Annotated in this window: 10 protein-coding genes; all 10 read left to right on the plus strand. The window is 49.0% G+C overall.

Annotated features, from left to right (window positions below):
- Positions 1-285: 285 nt before the first annotated feature.
- The 10 genes from H8K52_RS07385 to H8K52_RS07430 all read left to right on the plus strand — a co-directional run bounded on the left by H8K52_RS07385 (position 286) and on the right by H8K52_RS07430 (position 19,427).
- The gene (locus H8K52_RS07385; protein WP_186922257.1) at positions 286-594 is read left to right on the plus strand and encodes a DUF6916 family protein; all 309 of its coding nucleotides are present in this window, start codon (positions 286-288) and stop codon (positions 592-594) included.
- Positions 595-619: 25 nt separating this feature from the next.
- Positions 620-1,087 carry a DUF6916 family protein gene (locus H8K52_RS07390; RefSeq protein ID WP_186922258.1) on the plus strand — a complete coding sequence of 156 codons (468 nt, stop codon included), beginning with the start codon at positions 620-622 and terminating at the stop codon, positions 1,085-1,087.
- Positions 1,088-1,104: 17 nt separating this feature from the next.
- Positions 1,105-1,653 carry a GNAT family N-acetyltransferase gene (locus H8K52_RS07395; protein WP_186922259.1) on the plus strand — a complete coding sequence of 183 codons (549 nt, stop codon included), beginning with the start codon at positions 1,105-1,107 and terminating at the stop codon, positions 1,651-1,653.
- Positions 1,654-1,662: 9 nt separating this feature from the next.
- Positions 1,663-2,190 carry a phage tail protein gene (locus H8K52_RS07400; protein ID WP_186922260.1) on the plus strand — a complete coding sequence of 176 codons (528 nt, stop codon included), beginning with the start codon at positions 1,663-1,665 and terminating at the stop codon, positions 2,188-2,190.
- Positions 2,191-2,202: 12 nt separating this feature from the next.
- Entirely contained in the window at positions 2,203-2,724 is a 522-nt protein-coding gene (locus tag H8K52_RS07405; RefSeq protein ID WP_186922261.1) for a phage tail protein, read from the plus strand.
- 9 nt (positions 2,725-2,733) lie between these two features.
- Positions 2,734-3,261 (plus strand): phage tail protein, encoded by a 528-nt coding sequence (locus tag H8K52_RS07410; RefSeq protein ID WP_186922262.1) that lies wholly within the window; start codon positions 2,734-2,736, stop codon positions 3,259-3,261.
- 78 nt (positions 3,262-3,339) lie between these two features.
- A complete protein-coding gene (locus tag H8K52_RS07415) occupies positions 3,340-3,930 on the plus strand; it encodes a hypothetical protein (protein ID WP_186922263.1) in 591 nt (196 codons plus the stop codon).
- 75 nt (positions 3,931-4,005) lie between these two features.
- The gene (locus H8K52_RS07420; RefSeq protein WP_186922264.1) at positions 4,006-10,575 is read left to right on the plus strand and encodes an Ig-like domain-containing protein; all 6,570 of its coding nucleotides are present in this window, start codon (positions 4,006-4,008) and stop codon (positions 10,573-10,575) included.
- Between the two features lie 305 nt (positions 10,576-10,880).
- Positions 10,881-18,509, plus strand: a complete 7,629-nt coding sequence (locus H8K52_RS07425) for an Ig-like domain-containing protein (RefSeq protein ID WP_186922265.1) — start codon at positions 10,881-10,883, stop codon at positions 18,507-18,509.
- Between the two features lie 309 nt (positions 18,510-18,818).
- Entirely contained in the window at positions 18,819-19,427 is a 609-nt protein-coding gene (locus H8K52_RS07430) for a PepSY-associated TM helix domain-containing protein (RefSeq protein WP_281387938.1), read from the plus strand.
- The last annotated feature ends 15 nt before the right edge of the window (positions 19,428-19,442 follow it).

Consider the following 19,442-nt stretch of genomic DNA (forward strand, 5'->3'; position numbering starts at 1 on the left):
AGGCGAGCGGTCAGTCATTGACCGCTCGTTTTTTAAATTTGCCGAGCCACATGAAAAGATAAAAAACCTCTCTTTAAAAGAAGCACAATTAACATCAACAAACCTAGATATCGTTAAATTATTGCCATAGAGAATGTAAAGTAAATATAACTATTTACCTTTCAATCATTTTTCTAAAAGGCTTTACATGTAAAGTGAAATTTCCTTTAAAAACATATAGTTACACTTGACTGCAATCAACTTTCACAATAAGATTAGCGCCAATTTGTTTCTTTGATAATTACGATGACATTACCAACACATCAAGCCTTTTCTGACAACTTAGGTAGCGGTTTTCAAGTACAAGTTAGCCATGAATTACATGAAACTTTAGTGCTGAGATCCATCTCCGATTTAGGTGTGAGTCCAGCAAGTACGCCGACGCATCCGAAGGAACAGTTTTCGCTCATTTTCGAGGCCGAAAATGCGAACTATTATCCGCAGCAAATCTATGGTTTTGATCATCCGGTAATCGGGCAATTTGACTTATTTATCGTCCCAATTGGCCCCGACAACGTCAGTAAGAATATGTGCTATCAAGCCATATTCAATTAATTTTTGAACAGAATGGAGTCTTAAGATGCCAAACAAGCAGAATCTGGCGCGTCGTAGTTTTCTTTTGTATGGCGGTGCACTAGCGCTCACCTCAGTGACCGCGTCTACGTCCTTAGCGACAGCCCTACTTGAGCACGAGGTGTTGCCAAGTTGCGTCACTGATTTCAGTCACACTGACCATCTATGCTTACGTGAATTTAGCTTGCAAGATTTCACTCATTTGCTGGGACAACAATTTTCAGTCGGTGCAGGGAAGCAACAAGTGCGTATGCAATTGTTCAAAGCCACATCGTATGTAGTCCGTGATGATGCACGTCCAAGCCATGTTCGCAGTGAGCCCTTTAGTTTGGTGTTTGTAGCACCGCAAGACTTAAATTTACATGCTGACATCTATGATCTACGACATCCTCAAATTGGCGGCATGAAAGTCATGATGACAAAGATAGGACAAGCTGAGGCGGGTAAGTCGCGCTATGAAGTGGTTTTCGGTTAAATCTTTTGAGATCAACGATGACGAACACTCTCAATTCGATTTCGCTGCGTCCGATTGCTGAAACGGACATGCCTGTGTTACGCGAAATTTACTATGCATCACGCGCAGAGGAAATGACTTTTTTTCCTTTCAATGATGAGCAGAAGTTGCAGTTTTTGGCTTCACAATTTGATGCCCAACATAGTCATTATCAAGCCTACTATGGACAAGCGCAGTACGATTGTGTGTTGCTAGATTCTACTGTGATTGGCCGTCTATATGTCGACCGTGGTGCTGAGGATATGCGTATTATTGATATCAATATTTTGCCTGCCTACTGCAATCGTGGCATAGGCACTTTTTTGCTACAACAATTAATCGCAGAAGCAGACGCTAAACAACTTAGCCTGAGTGCCCATGTAGAACATAACAATCCGGCACGCCGTTTATATGCCCGTCTAGGCTTCGATGAAGTCGAGAATCGTGAAGTGTACATTTTCATCGTCAGGCAAAGTGCAAATACGAAGCCTGCTCAGGCATCGAACCAAACCAAGTTAGCTGACAAGGTCAGCTCGACCGCATTTTAAGGAGATACTATGTCAGAAGCATTTATCGGAGAGACCCGAATTTTTGGTTTCGATTTCCCACCGAAATACTGGGCACATTGCAATGGACAAATCATGTCGATTCAGCAGAACACCGCGCTATTTTCTTTATTGGGAACTTACTATGGTGGCAATGGAACGACAACTTTTGCCTTACCAAATTTACAGGGACGCACACCAATTCATTTCGGGAGCAACTCTGGCAGCACTTACCAACTAGCTCAGGCGGGTGGTACAGCAACACACACGTTAAACACCAACGAAATCCCAAGCCATCAACATCTGGTCAATGCCTCTAACAAACGCGCAAACCTGATTAGTCCAGCAAATGCTAGCGTGGGTCAATCAGCAACCCCGATGTTCTCGGATGGCACACCCGGCAGCGTATATGAAGCGGTGACTAGTGGCGCGCCCATTACCAGTAATGCCGGCAATTCGCTAGCGCATCAAAACATGCAGCCTTATTTAGCTTTAAATATTTGCATTGCCCTGCAGGGCATTTTTCCTTCACGTAACTAATAGGTATAGAAAATGGCTGACCCATTTATTGGTGAGATCCGAATGTTTGCTGGCAATTTTGCGCCGCGCAGTTGGATGTTTTGCAATGGCCAACTACTTTCCATTGCAGAATATACTACTTTATTCGCGTTGATAGGCACGACCTACGGGGGTGATGGACAGACAACGTACGCCCTGCCAGATCTGCGCGGAAGAATACCCCTGCATAGGGATTCCAATTATCCGCTTGGTTCGGAGGGTGGTCAGGAGATGGTGACCTTAAATTCGACTCAGCTACCCGCGCATAGCCATGCTTTTGGTACTTTAGCGGCAACGGCTTCGGCCCCGAACGGCAATGCCACGCATACCACGCCGATCGGCAACCGCTTTGCTGGCGGTGCGATCAAGGCTTACGCAACAGGCGGACCAACAGTTGCTATGAACAATGCGGTGATGACGGCTGCGGGCGGAAGTCAAGCGCACGACAATCTCATGCCCTACTTGGCAATCAACTTCATTATTTGCTTAGAGGGAATTTTCCCGAGTCGAAATTAAGGCCCAATCATGTCAGAACCTTTTATTGCAGAAATCCGTGCATTTGCCTTTAACTTTGCCCCACGTGGTTGGGCATATTGCCACGGACAAATAACCTCAATAGCACAAAACACTGCGCTTTTTTCCCTTCTTGGCACCACCTATGGAGGCAACGGCCAAACGACCTTTGCTTTACCAAATTTACAAGGCCGGGCAGTGATGCACGCGGGTCAGGGACCGGGTCTGTCTGACTACGCTCTGGGACAAACAGGCGGAACAGAAACCGTGACCTTAACCGCAAACCAAATGCCAAATCACACTCACTCTATGGCCGCCATCAACGGCCCTGGTACGGCAAGCAATCCAGCGAATAACACTACGCTAGCAGTTGGCGCAAAAGGCGCTCCTTTGTATGCGCCAATGAGTGGAGCAACCGGTACCATGCACGCAAGTACAGCACTGCCGACCGGCGGTAACCAACCGCATAACAATATACAACCGTATTTAACGTTGAACTTTGCCATTGCGATGCTAGGTATTTTCCCTTCACGTAATTAACGGCAACTGTGACCTTATCCGTTTGATGCGATCCCTAGATCGCTTCAGTTTCGATATTTTTAAGAATGGTGCGTAAGTATGGCTCGTTTTAATTTTAAAGTTTCAGTGCTGCACTTAGCACCTTTGGCGCTTTTGGCACTCAGTGCATGTGGCGGCAGTAGCTCATCTGGCTCAAGTACAACAGCTGTGCAATCGACGCCAGGTTTTGTCTGCAGTGGCACAGTCAAAGACCTATTTAGTGCGATGCAAGGTACCTATGACGGCGTCCTTGATCCCGCCTTTTTGCCAGGTGCGGGTGCGCCTTTGACGGCGGGCGTGGTGTATCCAGTGAATATCTCGGGTCAAGATTGTTCTATCCGGTTTACCGGCAGCAAAGATATTCAATATGTGTTTGCATTTGGCGACACAAACAATACAACGCCGAGTAATTTTGTGGGGTTTAGCCTGACGAAAATTATCCAAAACCCTCAGGAACTCGACCTCAGCAATGTTCAATACAACATTAGCATCAGCACCGCGACCAATACAGTCGAGCTAGAACGCCGGATTGAAAAAAATGCCTCTGGTACTGGCGTGGTGGATGGCGACTTGCATCTATTTTCCTTACCTGGAAATAGTGCTTTCGGTGGTATGCACATGAAAGTCGCAACGAAACGCCCTCTGAAATAAGCTGATCACGGATTCACACGGCTGCCAGCTCGCCGTCCGATCAAAACATTGTAGTGCTCTCATCATGGTTAGAAAATGAAACTAGACTCTTACGCGACACCAGAAACATCTTCGACAATTGGCGTGCAAATCGCTGTCATTGACACTCGCCTACAAGGCTATGAACAAATTGTCGCAGCGCTTTCACTCACCATGCAAGTGGTGTTGATTGATGGGCGTACTGACGGTCTAGCAGCGATCGCTGCCGCCGTCGGACAATTTCCTGAGATCTCAGCACTGCATTTGTTTTCACATGCCAGTCCCGGCAGTCTGCAATTGGGGTCTAGTTATCTGAACGCAAGTACGATCACGACGGCACAAGCACAATCCAACTTGCAGCGAATCGGCAGTGCTTTGGTTGAAGATGGCATGATGTTGGTCTATGGTTGCGATCTGGCGCAAGGTGAAATTGGACTAGCTTTCATCAGTCAATTGGCAAGCCTGAGCGGTGTCACTGTCGCGGCATCGTCAAATACCACGGGCGCGATTGCCTTAGGAGGCGATTGGACTTTGGAAGCCGTTGCCAATCAAGACGGTCAGTTCATCAGCCATCACTCTGGCATGAACGAAGCACTGCAATCGATCGCCTCACAATTGAGCCAATATGAACAAGTGTTCGCTGGGCTCGTTACAGCGAGCGAAGAGATCGCGATTGCGACAGGCAATGACTACATTAACAGCCCGGCTGGTGTCGTTCCCATGGCGATCTTGGGAGCCACAGAATTAAGTAATGGCACGCGTGTCGTTCTGCAGGCCAATAATCATGCCGATTATTTTGGCACAGCTAATTTGGACTACCTGAAGGCTTCCTTAATCACTAGCGCAGGCACGCTGTCCGAAATCAGTCTGTCCGGCACAGTCGCCAACGTCATCAACAATAATGCTGGCGTCACCAATAATGGCAATAGTGTCCAAACCAAGGACGCGGCTTCTATTGTTGCGCTAAAAAATGGTGGTTTTGTTGTCTCGTCCTATTCCGATGATGGCTATGGCGTACAGATGTATAACAACACAGGTACGTCGCTATCCATCACGGCACCGGCGACTTACACGAGTTCCATCAATCCATCCGCTAAAGTTTTAGCCAGCAGCGATGGTGGATTTGTCCTACTCTGGACCGTGAATGATACTGCCCTCAATAGCAACGCGGTAACCGTCAGTTATCAGCGCTACAATGCGTCAGGTGTTGCGAGTGGTGCGACCATTTCGGAGACATTCGCGACCACGATCCCTGTGGTGCAAAATGCCGCCATCGATTCTTTCGGCAATATCGCGGTACCCATCAGCGCGAATGATGTGTTCACGCACAGTCAAGTCATTTTATGGAACCCGGCGAACACCAAAGTCGGCATATTTGATACTGCTTACTACCAAACCGCCGCGGTGATCGCGCCAATGTTCGGAGGCGGTTTTGATTTATTCGGCAATGATGTGGTGTCAGGCGTCGGCAATACCAGTAGCAGTTATTGGACACAAGTGTTGAACACCGATGGCAGTTTCAATACCCCGATCCCGAACGTCATCTCTGTAGCCAATTTAAATTCGGTTCAACTGTCTTTGTCTGGTGACTATCTGGCGGTTGGCGGTGCGACTGACACCGCTAAACTCGGTTATGTGATCGATGGCTTTAATCCTGCCGCAGGCTCAACGAGTCAAGTGATCGCCGATGCCAGCAAAATTGCCAATACACCGGAAGTCGCATTCAATGGCCAAGTCACGAGTGGCTGGATCACTAACGCCGTAACCAATGCCACTGGCTTAGTCACAAGTGGCGCAGTGTCGGTCGTTTCTTACAATACCTTCACGGTACCCGCCGACTATCCACCTACACTCAACGGCGACTTCACTGACACTGGTACAGTCAATGACAATGCCACAATCACACCGTTCGCCAATCTGACAATCTCCGATATCGATTCTGTTGTTGGTAAAGTTATGATTACTTACGACGCTGCCAATGGTAGCTTCACTGGCAGCGGATTGAGCGGCGTTCCGGGCAATTATGTTCTGGAGACAACTACCGCTTCGCTCGACACATTAAATAGCGAACTACGTGCTTTGGTTTTTGTTCCAACAGCAAATCAAGTACCACTCACCAATACAGTACAAACCAGATTCACCATCACGCCAAGTGATGGCGCCCGTGATGGTCGTGCTAACACGGCAACAGTTGTGACGGCCACATCGGTCAATGATCTCCCGATGATTACTGGCTTATCTGCTGCAGACAACCAATCGATTCCAGCGATTTCATCAGCCGTCTTAATCGACATCGGCACAGCGGCCAGCGTGACGGATGCCGATACCGCTAACTTCAACCTTGGTAGCCTAAGAGTCTCTTTTGGATCTGGGCGACAAAGCGGTGACGTATTGGCGATACGCACAGGTTCTGGTGTGACCCTATCTAACAATATGCTCGCTGGCAGTTCCATTACGATTGATGGCCAAGTCATCGGCACCATCGCCAACGGCGGAACAGGCGCTGGCAGCGACAACCTGATCGTCAACTTCAATGCGCAGGCGACACCAGCACGCGTTTCAACGTTGTTACAGAATCTAAACTTCGATGCGACTGGCGTCCAAGGTGACCGCGTAGTAAATGTCATCGTCAACGACGGCACCGACAGCTCGACCGCGGCTAGTGTGACGCTGAGCGTCCTCACCAATCCGACCGTCGCTATCAGTTCGAATGCTGGTCCGCTTAAAGCCGGAGATACCGCTAGCATCACATTCACGTTCAGTCAAACTCCGATAGGTTTTACCGAAAGCGATATCAGCGTCAGCGGTGGTAGCATCAGCAATCTGACAGTCGACGGCGGCAACGACAAAATATACACAGCCACGTTTACGCCAACCGCAGCAACACAAAGCGTCTCTGGCAGTGTCAGTATCGCCGCCAATATGTTTACCAATAACACTGCGGAGCCAAATCTTGCTAGCACCATCAATCCGACACTAACTGGCGATACTTTAGCTCCTAGTGTCAGCAGTATTGTGCGTACTGGCAGCACGCCAAGCAATGCCACTAGCGTTAATTTCACCGTCACCTTCGCTGAAAGCGTCAGTGGAGTAGGCACGTCTGACTTTAGTTTGACACCGACTGACAACATCACCGGCAATATCGCCGCGGTTTCGGGTAGTGGCACAAGCTACACCGTGACCGTCAATGGTTTGGCGGGTGAAGGTACCCTGCGCCTTGATTTGAAAGGTAGTGGGACTGGCATCGTCGATGCGCTCGGCAATCCGATTGCAGGCGGATTTACCGCTGGTCAAATTTATACTTTCGACCGTACAGCGCCTGTCGTCAATACCATCACGCGTGCGCAGAGCGACAATACCAACGCCAGCAGCCTCACGTTTGATGTTGTGTTCAGCGAGAGTATTAGTAGTCTCGATACCAGTGATTTTGTGTTGAGTAAAACCGGTAGTGCGAATGGCACGGTGTCTGCCGTTACTGGCAGTGGTAGCACTTACACAGTCACTGTCAATGGTGTGACTGGCGCAGGCACATTGCGTTTAGATTTGAACAGCTCTGCCACAGGGATTATCGACGGCGTCACCAATGCGATTGCGTCAGGCTACACAGCCGGCCAAGCTTATACTGTCGATCGTGTTGCGCCAATTGTCAGTAGCATTGTGCCTGCGGGCGCGGCAACGACTAACGGGGCGTCAAGTTCTTACACAGTGACTTTTAGTGAAAGTGTCACCGGTGTTGACATTGGCGATTTTGTGGTTAGTGGCACCAACACCGCAACAGCCAATGTCGCGTCAATTTCTGGTAGTGGAAATGTTTACACTGTGACGGTTGATACGATCGCTGGTGACGGCAGTCTGCGCCTCGATCTTAAGTCTTCAGGCACAGCAATCACTGACACCTTTGGCAACACTATTAGCACAGGCTACACCAGCGGCACGGTGATCACGGTCGATCGCATCGCACCGACATTGGCTGTCCCGATTGCGATCTCTGACAGCGCCTTAAAAATTGGTGACACCTCGACCGTCACCTTCACTTTTTCCGAGGCAATCTCAGGATTGACCACGGATGATCTCACCGTTGAAAATGGCACCATCAGCAACTTAACAACGTCCAATGGCGGCTCGATCTGGACTGCGACCTTAACACCAACAAATAGCATCACCGATAGCGTCAATATTATTAGCTTAAACATGGCTGGCATCGCGGATTTGGCCGGCAATGCGGGCAGTGGCACAGCAAACAGTGCGAACTATCAAGTCGACACCGTCCGTCCTGTTTTGGCGTCAGCTATCACGGTCTCCGACAATGCACTCAAAATTGGCGATAGTGCGACTGTTAGCTTCATTTTCAATGAAGCGATTACCGGTTTCACGATTGCAGACATTGCAAGTCCAAATGGCGTCTTATCTAACTTAAGCACGAGCGACAGCGGCATCACCTGGAGCGCGACATTGACGCCGAACGCGAGCACCACCAGCACAAGCAATGCACTCACGCTCGATTACTCCGGCATCACAGATCTGGCGGGGAATACCGGCACTGGTACAGCGACTTCACCCAGCTATGCGGTCGATACTGTCCAGCCGACATTGGCTAGTGGCATGACAATTTCGGATACGGCTTTAAAAATTGGTGACACTGCTGTTGTTGGTTTTGTGTTTAGTGAGGCAGTCACCAATTTCACATCGGCGGATGTCACAACAGAAAATGCAACACTGTCTAACCCAGTTAGTTCTGACGGTGGTATCACATGGACTGCCAATTTAACCGCCCTAGCAAGTATCACCGATAGCCTCAACAACCTCACACTCAACCTTGCCACCATCAACGACTTGGCTGGCAACGCAGGTGTAGGAGGTGCAACGAGCGGGAACTACAGCATTGATACTGTCCGTCCAGGTGTTTCCTCCAACATGAGTTTTTCAGATTCCGCGCTGAAAATTGGTGAAACGTCGACGATGACAATCAGCTTCACCGAAGCGGTCGTCAATCTGGACGCGAGTGATTTCACCGTCAGCAATGGTAGCCTCAACAACTTTATATCCAGCAATGGCGGCACCATCTGGACCGCAACATTGACCCCGAATGCGAACGTGAATGCCGCCAGCAACACCATCACACTCAATCATGCTGGCTTTAATGACTTGGCTGGCAATGTCGGAAGTGGCACGTCGATTAGCCCGACCTTAGCGATTGACACATTGCGTCCAAGTGCAACGATTACGTTATCGGATAGCAATTTAGGTTTGAGTGACACTGCAGTCGTCACCATCACGTTCAACGAGCCGGTCTCTGGTTTCACTAACGCCGACATCAGCTTACCCGTGACATCACCGCTTGGTTCTCTAAGTCCTGTCGTCTCAAACGATGGCGGTAAAACATGGACTGCAACATTCACGCCACCATTTGGCATCTTTGATGGGAGTAATCTAATCAGTGTTGATACTGCGGGTGTCAGTGATCTAGCGGGGAATGTTGGCTTAGGTATCAACAGTTCAGCGAATTTCATCATTGACACGGTCAATACCGTACCAAGTATCGGTGGCGCTGTTGCTGCACAAGTCACTAGCAACTTGGCTCGTATTTTGCCGTTTGCCAACATCACTGTCAGCGATCCAGACCCAGGCGCGATGGAGACAGCGACAATCTCACTCGATGATGCGGCTAAGGGAAGTTTCACACCAAACTCATTAGCACTGAGCGGTTTCTACACCAACAATGGCGGCTTAAGTTATCTACATGATGCCGTCACGCCCGCCGCGATGCAAGCTGCCATTCGCGCTTTAGTTTTCGAACCAAACCCAACGCGTTTGGCAGTGAATACGACGGAAACCACCGTCTTCAATATCGTGGTTCGGGATGAACATTTGGGAACCGCAAGCAACAACACAACATCAATTATCACCAGCGCGGTCAATGTAGCACCAAGCAATATTTTGATATCGGATTCGTCAGTTTCACAATCAGACGGTGCGAATGCGACTGTGGGCTTGCTTTCTGCAGTTGACAGTAATCTTGGAGATTCCCATGTCTTCAGCTTAGGTGCTGTCAACGCGTCTAACGACAATGCGAAGTTCACCATTGTTGGCAACAGCTTGAAAGTCATCAATCCTGCCTCAATGACAGAAAAAGACTATTACGTCACGGTACAAGCAACGGATACCAGTGGTTTGAGTTTTTTCAAACAACTCACGATCAGCTTGGATGATGATATTGCGCCTTACATCACCTCGATTGAAACCCTGCGTTCACCACGCCCAACCATTACAACTGGCAGCTATATCGTCAAGTTTAATGAGAACGTGACCGGTGTCAGCATTGATGATTTCTTCCTCACATCGAGCAATGGGACCACGGCGCATTTGAGTTCAATCACGGCACTGACTGGTAACGCCTACCGCGTGTATATCGATCAGATTGTTGGGACTGGTAGTTTGAATTTGAACTTAAAAACAAATGGCACTGGTATCGCTGATTTGTTTGGCAACAGCTTACCGTCGATGTCGAAGTTCGCTGAACAGCAGAGCCCGTCCATTAGCATCAGCAATATCGCAGCAAATGAAACCGCAACGAGCAATGCGTCCTTAATTGGTATCCAACATTTTCAAGATTTCTTGGTAATGTAAGTGAATTTCCCATGTGCCGGATACCTCCGGCCCATGGGAGTTTTACAAAAACTCAACACAACAAAAAACACGATCAAAAAAATATGTTTTTACATCTTTTTTTGATCGTGTTTTTTTACTTGACCGAACTAATTTTGTGTGATTTAGTCTTATCAAAAAGTGACTTTTGAAGTCCCCCTCAAACATTTTTCTGTAGTTTGCCTGGTCAGCATAAAGACCAACAACACATCGATTGCTTTCATGATCAACTTGGCCTCAATTTTGGCGGCAGGACGAGATTAACTTTTAGAGACAGGATCAACATAATGAAATTCAGCCTTTACCAACTCGCACTATCGATCAATGGCGACAACACAGTTGATCAAGAAATTGCCTCCATCACAGCGCCAGCACCAACGGCTGCAAAGACTTACGTATTTGTCGACACCAATCTGCCAGATTGGCAAAGCCTATTGAGCAATATCCCTGCCGATGCAAAAATTGCCTTTCTGAATTCAAATCAAAATGGCTTGCGCCAAATCGCTCTTGCCCTGGAAGGTCAGACCGACGTACAAGCGATCCATATTTTGTCGCATAGCACTGCTGCCTCGATTGGCTTAGGGTCTTTGAAATTAACTGCCCAAAATCTAGCCGAACAGAATCCAGCGCTCAAAGCAATCGGCGCGGCATTGACTGCTGATGCGGATATTTTGTTATATGGCTGCAATATTGCCAAAGACTCCGATGGTGCCGCGCTGATCGATGCACTAGCGCTAGCAACCCAAGCCGATATTGCCGCCTCGACCAATTCCACTGGCCCGACACGACTCGGTGGTGATTGGGCTTTGGAGTACCAAACAGGCATCATTAATGCTCCGCAGTATGACTTCTCCAATTATGCGGATTTGTTGGCAACGCCATCGACCTTTAATGGTGGCAGTGGCATCAAGAATATTTATGTTCGTCCAGGCGGCACTAGTAACACCTGGACCTTCGGCGTTGGAAAAGTGTGGTCCGATCTCAATCAAAGTGCCCCGATCACCAGTATCGGATTTTCCAATATTGACTTTAGTGCCCCCACAACAGACTGGATACTCACCCGCGGCATTTTCCAATACAGTGTGAGTGGTGGCGCATGGACTAACTACACCGCAAGCGCGGCAGCACTTCAATACGACTATCAGACAGCACGTGTCAACAATGCGAATACCGTGTGGCGATTCCTCGATTTACTCCCTGGCAACTCATCCACGGCCGACACAGTGGCGATAGGCTGGTTAACCTCAGGCGAAACAACCGTGGTGACGGATAGCGTGCAAATTATTCCCGATCTAGCACCAACGAATATCACACAAAACTTAACGATTTCCAGTACCAACATTCTAAGCACGTTCGCGCAAGGCGCTGCGATCTCGACCTTGACTCCCGTCGATACAGGCAGCACTACAGGCGGCTATTGGGCCATCGACAGTCAAACCAATGCCAATCTGTTTTCGATCACATCAAATACCGCATTGGGCAATACAGCTAACTTAACAATTGGCAGCGGGACGATGCCTGCGGCAGGCACACCGGTCAGTGTGACCCTACGTTACTATGATGGTTTACAAACCGACGGTAGCGGCAATCCGATTGGTGGTCAAGGCGTTCCCCAGACCTTCAATTTCAATATTGTTTCTGGTCAAACCCAAGATCTCGCCAATTTTGGTTCCGATCTGAATATCAGCACCGCGGCCACCAACTCGCAAGACTATTCTAGTGTGACCACCTTGAGCAATGGCAATTTTGTGGTGGTTTGGCAATCGGATGGTCAAGGTACCGAGACTTTGGGCAAGAATGGTATTTACGCCCGTATCTATGACGCAACTGGAACACCGCAAGGAAGTGAATTCGCCATCACGACCTTAAACAATGACGTTGACGAAAATTTTCCTGTCGTCACCGCCCTCGATAATGGTCGCTTCGCCGTGGCCTACAATACGGAAACTGGTTTTGACATCGCTTATCGCTTGGTAGCTGCAAACGGCACGGTCGGCAGCGAATTGATCGCCAATACGGCCACAGCAAATGATCAATTCACGCCGTCCATCAGCACCTTGAGTGATGGTTCTTTCATCATTTCGTGGACTACCTACAACGCAGGCTACACCAGCAGTGAAGTGCACGCGCAAAAATTCAATGCAGCCGACGGTTCCAAGAACGGGGTGGAACTTACCATCACGGCGACGGGCGAAAGCCATGACTACTCTAACATTACAGCATTATCAAATGGTGCCTACGTCGTCACTTGGTATGACTATACGATAGGCGCACTCAAAGCGGTCGTGAGTACCGCGCCGTCGACTGTAATCATCTTAGATAACAACGATAATGCATGGAATCCACAAGTCACTGGCCTGACTGGCGGCGGCTTTGTCGTTACATGGGAAAGTCCAACCACCGGTAAAAACATCTTTTTCCAACGCTTCGACAACGCAGGTGCAGCCCAAGGTGCTGTAACCCAAGCGAATGTCAACGGCGGTGCAGGTATCGATAAGTCTGGCACCAGTATCGATGCTTTGTCAGGTGGCGGATTCGTGATCACATGGACTTCACCAAACGATGACAATGATGGTGGCGGTATTTTTGGTCGCCGCTTTACCTCGACAGGCACCGCTGTTGATGCGACTGAATTCCAGATCAATGAATTTAGTGCGGGCAACCAATTCAATCCGAAAGTGACAGCACTCGCCGCCGATGCGTTTGCCACCGTCTGGACCGATGCGTCTTCCGATGGTCCGAATAACTACGGTATCGAAGGCCGAGTCTTATTAGCTCCCGATGTAACGCCACCGACAGTGTCAATCGCCATTGCCGATTCCTCCGTTATTTTGGGCGAGACGCCAACTGTCACATTTACTTTCTCAGAAGCGGTCACTGGTTTTACCAATACCGACATCACTAGCATTCCGAATGGAACCATAAGCGCCGTGAGCAGTAGCGATGGTGGTGTCACTTACACGGCGACATTTACCCCAACTGCTGGAATACAAGATGCCAGCAATCTTTTCACCGTCAATATGGCAGGCGTCACCGATGCCGCCGCCAACGCCGGTGTTGGCAGCACCAATTCGGGCAATTTCGCAATCGATACGCAACGCCCGGATGTTGCCATCACGCTAGCGGATAGCAATCTAACGACCGGTGAAACCACCACGGTCACCTTCACATTCACAGAAGCGGTCACGGGCTTTACCAGCGGTGATATTACTGTGATTGGTGGTGGCACTTTAGGCGCCTTGTCGACTTCCGACAATATTACTTTTACGGCCACTTTTACCCCTACACCTTTACTCGATGATGCAACAAACGTGATCACAGTGAATAAGGTCGGTGTGAACGATACTGCCGGCAATGCTGGTAATGGCGATAGCAGCTCGGCCAACTATGTGGTCGCGACAGCTGGCCCGACTGTCACCGCGACATTTAGCGATACCTCACTCATCATCGGTGACACCTCGCTCGTTACTTTTACGTTCTCAGAAGCGGTTACTGGTTTTAGCAATGCCGATTTAAGCATCGTCAATGGCAGCTTAACGCCAGTTAGTACTAGTAATGGTGGTGTCACTTGGACCGCGACCTTTACGCCAAATGTGAGTGTTGCCGATACCAGCAATGTCATAACCATTACCAATAGTGGATATACCAGCGTCGCGGATGGCAATCCAGGAACAGGCACCACCGATTCCAATAATTACAGCATTGACACGGTACGACCAAATGCCACCGTCGTGGTTACCGACACCACGCTCTTAGCGGGTGAAACGTCATTAGTCACAATCACTTTTAACGAAGCTGTCAGCAACTTCAGCAACGCCGATCTCACCATCGCCAATGGTTCGTTATCTGCGGTTGCTAGCGGTGATGGCGGTATCACTTGGACCGCTACTCTCACGCCGAGCACAGCTATTGCCGATGCAAGTAACCTGATCACGCTCGACAACACCACACTCAATGACCTCGCTGGGAATGCTGGCACAGGAACCACCGATTCGAATAATTATGCGGTGCAAACCGTACGTCCAACGGTCACTGTGGCAGTGACCGATACAGCTTTGAAAATCGGCGAAACCTCCACGGTGACCTTTACTTTCTCTGAAGCGGTCACTGGTTTTACGAATGCCGATTTAACGATTGCCAACGGGACTTTGTCGCCAGTTAGCACTAGCGATGGCGGTATCACTTGGACCGCGACATTAACACCAGATGCAAGTGTGAATGACTCATCAAATGTCATCACCGTCACCAATGCTGGTTACGCTAACGCCGTTGGCAATACTGGCACTGGTTCCTCGACTTCGAATAATTATGCAATCGATACCGCACAACCAACCGCCACCATTGTCGTCGCCGACACCACTTTACTTGCCGGTGAAACGTCTTTAGTCACGATCACCTTTAACGAAGCAGTCACAGATTTCAGTAACACCGATCTGAGCATTGACAATGGCAGTTTAAGTGCCGTGTCATCTAGTGACGGTGGCATTACATGGACGGCAAACTTAACGCCGACAGTCGATCTGCAAGACGCCGTCAACAAAATTACACTCAATAATTCTGGGATCACGGATCTGGCAGGCAACGCAGGTAGTGGAAGCACTGATTCAAACAATTACCTCATCGAGACGTTACGCCCGACCGTCTCCATCGGCGTCAGTGACACCGCTTTAAAAATCGGGGACACCGCGACCGTGACTTTCACCTTCTCGGAAGCCGTGACGAATTTCACAAATGCGGATGTTACCTTCCCTAACGGCGCTTTAGGCCCCGTGTCATCTGGTGACGGCGGTACGACTTGGACAGCGACTTTCACGCCTAGTGCGGATATCGAAGACAGCAGCAATGTAATCAGCGTCGCTTTAGCTGGCTTGACCGATTTAGCCGGAAATGCTGGTACCGGTACCAGCACGAGTTCTAACTATGCGATTGATACGCTTCGTCCGAGTGTCATTGACATCGCCCTCACTGACGCAAGTTTAACAGTAGGTGAGACCGCCATCCTCAGTCTCAATTTCACTGAAGCAGTATCAGGATTGACCATTGGTGATATCACCGTCGACAACGCGGTTCCTTCTGCCCTCTCAACACCGGATGGCGGCACCACATGGAATTTCACAGTCACACCCAATGCCTCTACCACCAACTTAGCAAGCTTTGTCCATGTCAACTATGCCAACGTGACCGATACCGCAGGCAATGTCGGCGTCGGTATCGGTAACTTCGGTAGCTTCGTCATCGATACCGCACGCCCTGCCTTAGTTGGCTCTGTCACGGTCTCAGATAATGCCTTAAAAATCGGTGATACCTCGACCGTTAGTTTCGCCTTTACCGAAGCAGTCACCAATCTGACCAGTGCCGATCTGTCGATACCTAATGGCTCGATCTCGAATCTGATCAGTGGAGACGGCGGTATCACTTGGACTGCGACCTTAACACCAAGTGCGGATGTGACCGACGCCTCCAATGTGGTGAGCTTGGATCTGACGACCATTACTGACCTGCGTGGAAATGCAGGTCTCGGTTCCTATTCTAGTCCTAATTACGCTGTAGACACGCAGCGTCCTCTCCTCGCCTCCGCCATAACGTTCAGCGATACCATTTTGGCGATAAGCGAAACCTCGACCGTAAGCTTTACGTTCAATGAAGCAGTGACAGGTTTTACAACCGCTGATCTGAGTACGCCGAATGGCGTGCTATCGGGATTAAGCACAGCCGATGGTGGGATTACGTGGAGTGCAACACTCACACCGAATGTCGCCACCACCAGCACAACAAATGTACTGACGCTGGACTACACTGGCATCACCGATTTGGCTGGCAATACAGGTGCTGGAACGACCACTTCCCCGAACTATGCGGTTGATACGGTCAGACCAGTATTGGCGAGCGCAATCACAATTTCTGACACCGCGTTAAGAGTCGGTGATACGGCGACTGTCACCTTCACGTTTACTGAGGCAGTGATGAACTTCACGACCGCTGATGTGACCGCAGAGAACGCTAGCGTGTCATCATTAAGCACGGCTAACGGTGGCCTAACTTGGACCGCCAGCTTGACCCCAAGTGCCGGTATCACGGATACGATCAATAACTTGACGCTCAACTACACTGGTATTAACGATCTAACTGGCAATGCAGGAACAGGCACGGCGACTTCGGGCAATTATGCAATCGACACACTGCGCCCGACTGTTTTTGGCAATATCAGCTTCTCTGACAACCTGCTTACCATCGGCGAGACAGCCGTCATGTCATTGGCGTTTTCCGAAGCGGTCACTGGCCTAACGACAGCAGACTTCACTGTCCCGAATGGCGTTCTTTCCAACCTGATTAGCAGCGATGGGGGCATCACTTGGACCGCAACACTGACACCCAACACGAATATCAACAATGCCACCAATACCATCACTCTCGCTAACACTGGCTATACCGATCTGAATAGCAATACCGGCACAGGTACTTCAACCAGCCTCAATTACGCCATTGATACCATGCGCCCAACCGCTACGATCACCATGTCTGACATCGATCTTGGCGTAATCGATACGGCGCTAGTCACTTTCACCTTTACCGAGCCAGTCACAGGTTTTACGAATGCCGATTTGACTTTACCTGTCACCGCACCGATGGGCACGCTCTCGCCTGTGAGTTCTAGTGATGGTGGTTTGACTTGGACTGCCACTTACACGCCGCCATTTGGCTTATTGGACACCAGCAACCTCATTAGCTTAAATACAGCCGGTGTGATTGATGCGGTAGGCAATCCTGGTGTAGCGGTGGTCAATTCGCCGAATTTTACGATCAATACCGTCAACATCGCTCCAAGCTTGGGTGGTATCACACCGAGCTTGAGTACAACAGACTCTAATCGTATCTTGCCATTTAGTAGCGTTACCGTGACTGATCCTGATATTGGCGCGCTGGTGATGGCGTCGATTGGCTTGGACAATTCGATCAAAGGTAGCTTTACCGCCAATTCACTGGCACTAAGCGGTTTCGTCACCGTTGATGGCGGTAGCACTTATCAACACACGCCGGCTTCGCCGACTGTGATACAAGCGGCTATTCGTGCCTTGGTGTTCGAGCCTAATCCGACACGTTTGTCGGTGGGCACGAGCGATGTTGCTACCTTCACGATCGAAGTCAAAGATCAGTATTTGGCAGTCGCTGTCGATGCCAATACCACGCTCACCATCAGCAATGTCAATTCTGCGCCAACTGACATCTTGATTTCCGATGCCAATGTATCTCAATCGGAAGGTGCTAACGCCATCGTTGGCTTGCTCTCAGCAACTGACCGTAATATCGGTGATACCCATACGTTCACGTTGGGTGCGGCGAACGCCTCCAACGATAATACGAAATTCGCTGTGGTTGGTAATGCTTTGAAAGTGCTGAACCCCGCTGCGATGACTGAAAGAGCTTATTTTGTGACAGTGCAAGCAACCGATGCGAATGGTTTAAGCTACTTCAAACAGCTCACGATCAACCTTGATGATGATATCGGACCGAGCATTACTTCCATTGAAACCCTGCGTTCACCACGCCCAACCATCACGACTGGCAGCTATATCGTGAAATTCAATGAAAGCGTCACTGGTGTCAGCATCGATGATTTCTTCCTGACATCGACTGATGGCACGACAGCCCACCTAAGCTCGGTCACCGCCTTAACTGGCAATGCGTATCGGGTGTATTTCGACCAAATCGTTGGGGCTGGGGTGTTGAATTTGAACTTAAAAACTAGTGGTACCGGCATTGCCGACCTCTACGGCAACAACCTCCCCATTTCTTGGATGCCTGTAACAGAGGTTGGTATCTCTCTTCCGAATCAATCAAACCCACCGGAAGAGCCGTCGGTTACTAGCACTGCAAATTTAATCGGTATTCAACAACAAGAATCTTTCTGGATGTAAATAGCGGCCGCTAAGATGCCGTCAAGCATTTGACCGCATCTTAGCGCGCTGGCAAAAGATAACGCCAAAGCAAAAATACTCAAGTCAGCATTCGGTATTGAAAAAGATTTGCCAAACCGTAAGGTATTCTCAAAAATAGGCCTGATATCCTTTGGCACTCAGTCACAGGAACTTTTAAAGTATCGATGAGTCTGATGTGGTAAATTAAATTTAATTTGACGTAGCAATGGTTGAATGCATTGAGTCAAAACCACAATACTGAAACCGCCAACTCGAAGTCGGTTACTTTTATATACCACAAACAAAAGCATGCTTCCTCCCGCTCAAAATTATGATGTCGCTCAAGACTATCGTGTGCAAAAAAAAACTGCTGCGTCACTAAAATTTGCAAAATTTTCTCGCAAAATACATAAATGGTCGGGAATTCTCTTGGTCCTATTTGCAGTCACTATTTCAATTAGCGGCGGTTTTATCGCATTTAAATCACACCTCGAATATCTTCAGCCAAGTAACAAAAGCGGGGTCGCAGGCGAAATCAACGCGGTGATTTCCGCATCAAAAGTCGTTAACATTATTCTTGCGCTACGACTTCCCGAAGCTCGACAAATGACTGATATTAACCGCATAGAGTTACGCCCAAACAAGCGCATGTACAAAGTGCGACTAGAAGCAAAAGATAATTGGAGCTCTCCTCGAGAAATCCAAATCGATGCGATTACCGGAGCCGTTCTCAATGTCGGATTGCGTGGCGACCAGCTGTGGTCTGATATTCACAGCTTCGCTGTGTTTGGAGAGTTCACAAAACTCTTCGTGATGAGCATGACGGGTCTATCTCTACTCTGGCTTAGCCTGACGGGTTTCTATTTATTTTTCTATCCAATTTGGTTCAAAGCACACAAACGACAACATCCAACTTAACACCGACCGTCAATA

It is taken from the genome of Affinundibacterium seohonense (assembly GCF_014284305.1).
Classification (GTDB): Bacteria; Pseudomonadota; Gammaproteobacteria; order Burkholderiales; family Burkholderiaceae_D; genus Undibacterium; species Undibacterium seohonense.

What these genes read in the sequence shown, in the direction of transcription:
- H8K52_RS07395 (WP_186922259.1), top strand. Translation starts at nt 1,105, where the DNA reads ATGACGAACACTCTCAATTCGATTTCGCTGCGTCCGATTGCTGAAACG.
- H8K52_RS07390 (WP_186922258.1), top strand. Translation starts at nt 620, where the DNA reads ATGCCAAACAAGCAGAATCTGGCGCGTCGTAGTTTTCTTTTGTATGGC.
- H8K52_RS07415 (WP_186922263.1), top strand. Translation starts at nt 3,340, where the DNA reads ATGGCTCGTTTTAATTTTAAAGTTTCAGTGCTGCACTTAGCACCTTTG.
- H8K52_RS07385 (WP_186922257.1), top strand. Translation starts at nt 286, where the DNA reads ATGACATTACCAACACATCAAGCCTTTTCTGACAACTTAGGTAGCGGT.
- H8K52_RS07400 (WP_186922260.1), top strand. Translation starts at nt 1,663, where the DNA reads ATGTCAGAAGCATTTATCGGAGAGACCCGAATTTTTGGTTTCGATTTC.
- H8K52_RS07420 (WP_186922264.1), top strand. Translation starts at nt 4,006, where the DNA reads ATGAAACTAGACTCTTACGCGACACCAGAAACATCTTCGACAATTGGC.
- H8K52_RS07425 (WP_186922265.1), top strand. Translation starts at nt 10,881, where the DNA reads ATGAAATTCAGCCTTTACCAACTCGCACTATCGATCAATGGCGACAAC.
- H8K52_RS07410 (WP_186922262.1), top strand. Translation starts at nt 2,734, where the DNA reads ATGTCAGAACCTTTTATTGCAGAAATCCGTGCATTTGCCTTTAACTTT.
- H8K52_RS07430 (WP_281387938.1), top strand. Translation starts at nt 18,819, where the DNA reads ATGCTTCCTCCCGCTCAAAATTATGATGTCGCTCAAGACTATCGTGTG.
- H8K52_RS07405 (WP_186922261.1), top strand. Translation starts at nt 2,203, where the DNA reads ATGGCTGACCCATTTATTGGTGAGATCCGAATGTTTGCTGGCAATTTT.